This window comes from Microcoleus sp. PH2017_28_MFU_U_A (assembly GCF_020738035.1).
Taxonomy (GTDB): Bacteria; Cyanobacteriota; Cyanobacteriia; order Cyanobacteriales; family Microcoleaceae; genus Microcoleus.
Genome location: NZ_JAEQCX010000144.1, coordinates 20,588 through 28,330 on the forward strand (window position 1 = coordinate 20,588; position 7,743 = coordinate 28,330).

Consider the following 7,743-nt stretch of genomic DNA (forward strand, 5'->3'; position numbering starts at 1 on the left):
AATGCTTTTTACAAAAATGAGATGCTCCCTAACTAATGACTGAGGACTGATGACAACTAACAACTAACAACTGACAACTGACAACTGACAACTGACAACGGAAAAGTTTTTAAGCCAGGTACTTATGCTCGCCTCAACTAGCGAATTGCTGAACACAGCCCGGAGAAATGCTTACGCGATCGGCGCTTTTAACGTGTACAATCTCGAAGGAGTAAAAGCCGTCATCGATGCCGCCGAAGCGCTGCAAAGTCCTGCGATGCTGCAACTTCACCCCAGCGCCCTCAAATACGGAAAATCGCCTTTAGTTGCGCTTTGCATGGAAGCAGCGCGCAAGTCTGTAGTGCCGATCGCAGTACACTTAGATCACAGCACCTCAGAAAAAGACATTCACCTCGCCCTCGCCGCCGGTATCAAGTCCATCATGGCTGACGGTTCTCCTTTGTCTTACGAACAAAACTTGATATTTACTCGCGAAATGACTGAGTTATCCCACGCTAACGGTGCGGTAGTTGAAGCGGAAATCGGCAGAATTAGCGGCACGGAAGACGGTTTGACAATTGAAGAAAAAGCCGCAAAGATGACCGATCCGGTGGAAGCTGTAGAGTTTATTGCAGCAACTAAGGTGGATTTTTTAGCGGTAACAATTGGCAACGTTCACGGTAAATATTTCAGCGAACCGAAACTCGATTTCCCGCGTTTGGCAAAAATCCGGGCTTCTGTTTCGGTGCCGTTAGTGTTGCACGGTGCTAGCGGTTTGCCGGAATCCACGATCAATCAATCTATTGCATTAGGTGTGTCTAAGTTTAATGTGAATACGGAAGTTCGCGATGCTTATATGGATGTGTTGAAAACTAGCAATTCTTTGTCTAGCCCGGATTTGTTGGAAGTTATGGAAAAGGCGATCGCTGCTATGCGATCGGTGATTGCGGGTAAGTTGCAACTTTTTGGTTCTGCGGGTAAGGCTTATTTGCATCAATCTCCTTACGCGGAAGGATTTACGGCAAATAGTGTCAGCAATAAACAAGAAAATCGGGCGGTTCAAATGAAAAACCGGGCGGTTCAAACCGCGTCTACACAGACAAAACCTGCCTCCGCAGGTTGAAGAAAACCGGGCGGTTGAAATAGAAAACCGGGCGGTTCAAACCGCGTCTACACAGACAAAACCTGCCTCCGCAGGTTGAAGAAAACCGGGCGGTTGAAACCGCTTCTACACAGACAAAACCTGCCTCCGCAGGTTGAAGAAAACCGGGCGGTTGAAATAGAAAACCGGGCGGTTGAAACCAGGTTTACACAAACACTCACGTGCCTCCGCAGGTTGAAGAAAACCGGGCGGTTGAAATAGCTTAATTCCAAGCATATTGGGTTAAACTTACGCGATCTTCTTCAGTCCGCGGAGGCGGACTTTGTTTGTGTAGACGCGGTTTCAACCGCCGTCTTTTCTAACGGTTTAAAAACGGAGGCGGACTTCGTTTGTGTAAACCTGGTTTCAACCGCCGTTTTTCTAACGGTTTAAAAATCGATCGGGATCGATGCCAGATTCCCGCAACCGCTGAATCAAAGACTGCAATTGAGCTTCCGCTGACTCAGCGCGCTGCCGTTGCTGTTCCGCTTCAGTCAGAATCCAGTTGCCATCAACATCATACCAGCGCAACCACAGGCGATCGATTCCCTGAAACTCCCCTTGCCACAAACCCAAGCCCAAACCTAGATCCGGAATCCAGACTCGCGAGTCAGATAATTCTAATTCTTGATAGTGTCCGGCATTCAATACAAATACTCGCAACCTGTTAGTATAGCGGCTGAAAACAGCATAAACAGGAACCCGCAAAATCTGCTCGTAAACCTCCCATTTACTGGGCGGTTTCTCATTTGTCTGGGCCTGTAAAACTTGCCCGTTACCCGCAGCATTCGGCTGATTTCCTGAATTTTCGTCATCGATATTTGCACCTAAATCTTCTTTTTCGGTTCCCGGTGAAAGCAGTTCCACAATTACAAAAGGATTCACGCCTTCCTGCCAAGTAACGTAACTCATCCGCAGTTCAGATCCATCGTACAGTCTCGGAACTCCCACAACTCCAAACCAATCGGGGCGTTTGTGCCACAGAGGGTGCTGCACGTCATAATAAAGGTTCATGTCAGTGCCGCTAAATATCTCAGAAGCCTGATAATTGCGAGGGCGAAACGCCAGGGTTAACAACTGCGGCTGCCAATCGTGAAATTCGTCTGGCTTCCCAGGTTCCTCCGAATCTTCGCTAGGTAAATCGTACATCGTCGGCAGCGTTTCTCTGGGCGATCGCGGCGGATCGCTTTGCGGCACTGGATATTTAAAAGGAAACATATAATATTGAGAAATGACTGCATTTATGCTAACATCATTTTAATACTGCTAAGGCGTTCCAGCAAACCTTCTCAAAGTCTTATTGATCTCATTTCCTCCTCTGTGTCCTCTGCGCCTCTGCGGTTCATTTTCCTATTAATTCGCGGAACTCATAAATATTTTATTAACTGCCAGTAATTGACTCAAACTTCTGTACTATGCTCAACATTCCTCAACTGATTGCTCAAGAACTTTCCATCAATCTTTCTCAAGTCAATAATGCTCTGGAACTTTTTGCGGAGGGCGCAACTATTCCGTTTATTGCCCGCTACCGCAAAGAACGCACCGATTTGCTGAACGAAATTCAGTTGCGGGATATTTCCGATCGCTTCACCTATTTGACGGAAATTGAAGACCGCAAAAAGTCGATTTTAGAGACGATCGCCTCCCAGGGCAAACTTACGGCCGAATTGCAAGCCAAAATTGAGTCGTGCTTGCAAAAAAATGAACTCGAAGACCTTTATCTGCCTTACAAACCCAAGCGGCGGACGCGGGCGACAATTGCTAGAGAAAAAGGTTTAGAACCGCTGGCAATTTTTATTAAGTGTCTGAATTTGCCGACTGCTAAACCAGCCGATATCGAAGCGGAAGCAGCTAAATATATTTCGGAAGAAAAGGGAGTGAAGACAACAGAAGAAGCTGTCAAAGGTGCTGGGGATATTTTGGCGGAAGCAATTTCCGAAAAAGCTGAATACCGAGCTTATTTGCGAGATTTTTTAATGAAGACGGGGGTTTTTGTCTCGAAAATTAAAGATGATTTCCCGGAAGGAAGTACGAAATTTGAAATGTACCGCAGTTACCAAATTGCAGCGAGAAATGTTCAGTCGCACAATATGTTGGCGCTCTTCCGCGGGGAAACGGAGGGGGTTTTAGATTTAGATTTAGCCTTTGATGAATCGGCGGTGATGGCTTATTTGGAATCTCAGGAAATTAAAACTAGGATACCTGAAGTTAAGGAGTTTTATCGATCGACCTTGAAGGACGCTTTCAACCGCCTGATGAAGACTTCGCTGATGACGCAAGTGCGATCGCACCACAAAGCAGAGGCTGATATCGAGTCCATCACCACCTTTGAAACCAACCTCCGCGAGTTGCTGCTGTCGGCGCCGGCGGGCATGAAGCCCACACTCGCGATCGATCCGGGATTTCGCACCGGGTGCAAAGTTTCCGCCCTCGACGAAACCGGGCAGTTTTTGGAATATCAAGCCATTTTCCCCCACCAAGCCGCAGGTCAGAGACAACAAGCTGGTAAAATTGTCAAGCATTTGATTGAAAAATATAAAATTGAATTAATTGCGATCGGCAACGGTACAGCTTCCCGCGAAACCGACGACTTTGTGTCGGAAGTTTTGGCAGATATGGACAAAAAACCGATTAAAGTTATGGTGAACGAATCCGGCGCATCGATTTATTCAGCGAGTGATGTGGCGATCGCCGAATTTCCCGATCTCGACATCACAATTCGCGGCGCAGTCAGCATCGGTAGGCGTTTACAAGATCCTTTAGCCGAACTTGTCAAAATAGACCCGAAATCGATCGGAGTCGGTCAATATCAACACGACGTTGACCAAAAACTGCTCAAAAAGAAACTCGACGAAACAGTCGAAAGCTGCGTTAACTATGTCGGAGTTGACTTAAACACAGCTTCCAAAGAACTGCTGACATTTGTATCGGGAATGACAGCAACAGTTGCCAAAAATATCGTCAATTACCGCAACGAAAACGGCGCCTTTAAAAATCGCCGCCAACTCCTGAAAGTTCCCAAACTCGGGCCAAAAGCTTTTGAACAAGCAGCCGGATTTCTCCGCATTCGCGGCGGCGAAAACCCGCTGGATAATACAGCAGTTCATCCTGAAAGTTATCCTGTTGTCCAGGCGATCGCCAAAGATTTAAGTTTGCCGCTGACCGAAATAACACAAATATCGGCAAAAGTCAAGACTGTAGATATCAAGAAATATGTGACCGAGAAAGTCGGAGAACCAACACTCCGAGACATTATTTCCGAACTAGAAAAACCCGGAAGAGACCCGCGCGCCGAGTTTAAATATGCTACTTTCCAAGCCGGAATTAACGAAATCTCCGATTTGCTAGTTGGGATGGAATTGGAAGGCATTATCACGAATGTAGCTAACTTTGGGGCCTTTGTTGATGTGGGAGTTCACCAAGATGGTTTGGTTCATATTTCTCAATTAGCCGATCGCTTCGTGGACGATCCGAAACAGGTTGTGAAAGTCGGACAAGTTGTGAAAGTGCGGGTTTTGGAGGTGAATGAAAAGTTAAAGCGGGTGAGTTTGACCATGAAGCTGCAAGAAAAACCGCAACCGTCAAATAGCGCGAGGCTTCCCGCCCCGCGCCGGCGTTAAAACTAGCGATCGTATCGTGTGCGATCGATTAACCCCAATAAATAAAGTTCGTACTGCGGACTTCAGTCCGCTCTTAGGATCGCAAATTAAATAACTTACAATTTTAATTGTTATTGTGGGATGGGCGTCCCGCCCGTTCAAAAAGGGCGGCTCTCCCGCCCACACCACAAACTTGTGGAAGTTATTTAATTCTCATTCCTTAGACTGCGGACTGAAGTCCGCACTACGAACCCTTTTTGTTATAGTAATCTACCGGATATGGTATCCACACGACAGACAGATTTTATCGAGCTTTTTCAGATTTGCCAACGAGATCGAACAACCCTTCAGCAACAGCTTGATTGCCGTCTTTATCAAGGTGGACACTATCAAACTTAATGTACATCGGAGCAGAACGACCTTCTTTTTCGGCAATTTGCGATCGACCCCGACGAACTGGTTCCGTACCATCGAGATAGGCTACACCGAGTGACTGACTAATTTCCCCAAGTCTCTTACCCGCGTCGATAGTCAGCCGATTTTTTGGCACTCGCTGCTCGTTGTCAAAAAAACCGTCAAAAGCAATAAAGCGAGCAGGTAAGTAAACTACAACGAGCGATCGACCGTCAGCAGCAACGGAGTCTCGGAGTACGCTCAAATCTTCTTCAAACTGCTTCCAAACGCGTTCGGGGAGATCTGGAGGCACATTAGCCTGCTTCCAGCCAGAGGCTACCGTTGCGCCCAAAGGAACTTCCGGGTTGATGTTGTTATTTGATAAACCTAGCAAGTACAAGCATTTTTGGGAGTTGATTCTCAGCCAGGAAGGAGAAGCTAAGACGTGAGTAACTTGTTTTAATCCGTTTTTAAAATTGTCCAGTTTGGATTGAGGGGCAGGATCTAGATAGGGGTTTTTCGGTGCACCTTTGTCCTCGCGGCGAAACCACGTCATTGAGACCATGTTGTTGTCTACAGCCAGCACTACTATATCTGGTTTGTAGGCCGACCACTGGTTGCGATAAACATAGTTAATTTCTTTGACCGTATAACCTTCTATAGCGCTGTTGATATAGGTTGCTTTGGCACCATTTTTCTGAAAAACAGTTGCTAGTTGAGCTGGCCAAGTATCTTCTGCACCAATCCCAGTCCCAAATGTTGTTGAATCCCCCATCCCGAGGATTCGCACTTCGCCAGGGGGTTTCTGAACCGGCAGCAGGGGGCCGCGATTTCCCGCACTGCTCATCGCGATGGGACGACCTCCTGTAAATTCGCGATCGTAAACGTTATTTTTGTACTCAGGAGCAATAACTTGCAGCATTCCTTCCAATAATAAAGCTGCTAACAATAGCTTTGACAAGTCTACGGTCGTGCGGCGAAATGCGGTTTTTATATGGGAAAGTGCTTGGTCATTAAATATTGGGAGCATAACTGATCGATCCGATTAGAACTGGAAGTAAATGAAATTTGAACTTGAGGCGCCGGCAAAGGTAAATATCAGCGCAATTGCGATCGTACAAACAATCCACTTGAGCAAATTTGGGTGTAGCTGAGCCCAGCTCATCCATCGTTGCTTCACATCCCCCCATTGAATTAGCAAAACTAGCGCCAGGTAGAATATCGGGCGATAGTCAATAGGTATCCGGCCATCAGCAAAAGTCAATATCCGCTGAAATACCACACCCGCACTGTTCAAATCAGATGATGCAAAGAGTACCCAAGAAGTACAAATCACAAAAAAGGTCAACAGCCAGTGCAGGAAATAACTGGCTTTCGACTTAGGTGCAGAGGAGAGTCCAAACGCTCTTTCCATTGACAGCATTGCCCCTTGCAAACCTCCCCAAGCAACCCAGTTCCATCCAGCACCGTGCCAGAGCCCTCCCAGCAGCATAGTGATCATTAAGTTTCCATAGGTACGGAGTTGGCCCTGCCGGTTGCCACCCAGGGGAATGTAAAGATAGTCGCGCAGCCAATTTGACAGTGAAATGTGCCAGCGGCGCCAGAAATCAGTAATGCTGTAGGCCATATAAGGCTTGTCAAAATTTTTCGGCAGTTCTATTCCGAATAGACGGGCAGAACCGATCGCCATATCTGAATAACCAGAAAAGTCGCAGTAGACTTGAACTGTAAAGGCGAACGTAGCTAGTAACAACCCCAACCCGGAAACGCTCTGGGGCCCACTAAACGCCTCACTGGTAATTGATGCCATCGGGTCAGCTATATAAACTTTTTTCAGCATCCCCCAGATGATTTGGGCAATGCCACTGCGGATCCCAAGCCAGTCTACCGGTGACTCGCACGTCAACTGGGGCATGAGAGTCTTGGCGCGGACGATCGGGCCAGCAACCAGATTAGGGAAGAAAATGACGTACAGTGCTAGGTCGAGAAATGACTTTTGGGCAGGTGTAACGCCCTTGTAGACATCGACTATGTAACTGATCGTCTGGAATGTGTAAAAAGAAATACCCAGAGGTAATAGTAGATTTAGTTTAGGCCAAGGATAAAATCCAAACAGGGAGTGTGCCGAAGCCGAGAAGAAGTTTGCGTATTTGAAAACGCATAGAGTGCTTATAACTACAACCAAAAAACCAATTAAGGCAGTAGTTTTATCTCTGTTTTTAGTTGATGACTCTATAATGCGAGCTGTTGTATAAGCTAGCAGGGTATATAAAACCATTAGGAGCGAGTACGGTACGCTCCACACCCAATAAAAGCAGTAGCTAGCGAATAACAAAAACCAACGTCGGTATTGCGGTGTCAGCAAGTAATAGACATACACCACCACCACCAAAAAGACCAAAAATAATGTGGAGTTAAACAGCATTTTTTGAAATCTGAAATTTTAGCGATCGCTAAGTGAATCGTATCTATAGAGATAGCAGTTGTCAATGATTGGAACATTTATTTTTCGTAACAAACCCCAAAGACGCTTTAACAGTTGACAGTTGACAGTTGACAGTTGACAGTTGACAGTTTGAGAGTGACCTCTACCCTTAAGTCCGAGGATTGGAGTAATGAATAGTCTGATTT

General features: G+C 46.4%; 6 protein-coding genes. 2 read left to right on the top strand and 4 right to left on the bottom strand.

Annotated features, from left to right (window positions below; all coding sequences use genetic code 11):
- Positions 1–124 precede the first annotated feature (124 nt).
- Positions 125–1,102, top strand: a complete 978-nt coding sequence (locus JGK14_RS30240; protein WP_325315850.1) for a class II fructose-bisphosphate aldolase — start codon at positions 125–127, stop codon at positions 1,100–1,102.
- 399 nt (positions 1,103–1,501) lie between these two features.
- Here JGK14_RS30240 and JGK14_RS30245 read toward each other — a convergent pair whose 3' ends face one another.
- Entirely contained in the window at positions 1,502–2,338 is an 837-nt protein-coding gene (locus JGK14_RS30245) for a Uma2 family endonuclease (protein WP_293175137.1), read from the bottom strand.
- Between the two features lie 197 nt (positions 2,339–2,535).
- On the opposite strand from JGK14_RS30245, the gene JGK14_RS30250 reads away from it, so the two are divergent.
- A complete protein-coding gene (locus JGK14_RS30250) occupies positions 2,536–4,740 on the top strand; it encodes a Tex family protein (RefSeq protein ID WP_325315851.1) in 2,205 nt (734 codons plus the stop codon).
- A gap of 283 nt (positions 4,741–5,023) precedes the next feature.
- On the opposite strand, the gene JGK14_RS30255 is transcribed toward JGK14_RS30250, so the two are convergent.
- The 3 genes from JGK14_RS30255 to JGK14_RS30265 all read right to left on the bottom strand — a co-directional run.
- Complete coding sequence (locus JGK14_RS30255) at positions 5,024–6,142, bottom strand: SGNH/GDSL hydrolase family protein (protein WP_293175133.1); 1,119 nt, start codon at positions 6,140–6,142, stop codon at positions 5,024–5,026.
- A gap of 15 nt (positions 6,143–6,157) precedes the next feature.
- Entirely contained in the window at positions 6,158–7,537 is a 1,380-nt protein-coding gene (locus JGK14_RS30260; protein WP_293175131.1) for an MBOAT family O-acyltransferase, read from the bottom strand.
- Positions 7,538–7,555: 18 nt separating this feature from the next.
- On the bottom strand, positions 7,556–7,743 hold a 188-nt coding region (locus JGK14_RS30265), incomplete at its 5' end, for a hypothetical protein (protein WP_293191499.1).

Bases quoted from the DNA above. Each gene is read 5' to 3' on its own strand.
- JGK14_RS30240 (WP_325315850.1), top strand. From the start codon at position 125: ATGCTCGCCTCAACTAGCGAATTGCTGAACACAGCCCGGAGAAATGCT.
- JGK14_RS30245 (WP_293175137.1), bottom strand. From the start codon at position 2,338: ATGTTTCCTTTTAAATATCCAGTGCCGCAAAGCGATCCGCCGCGATCG.
- JGK14_RS30250 (WP_325315851.1), top strand. From the start codon at position 2,536: ATGCTCAACATTCCTCAACTGATTGCTCAAGAACTTTCCATCAATCTT.
- JGK14_RS30255 (WP_293175133.1), bottom strand. From the start codon at position 6,142: ATGCTCCCAATATTTAATGACCAAGCACTTTCCCATATAAAAACCGCA.
- JGK14_RS30260 (WP_293175131.1), bottom strand. From the start codon at position 7,537: ATGCTGTTTAACTCCACATTATTTTTGGTCTTTTTGGTGGTGGTGGTG.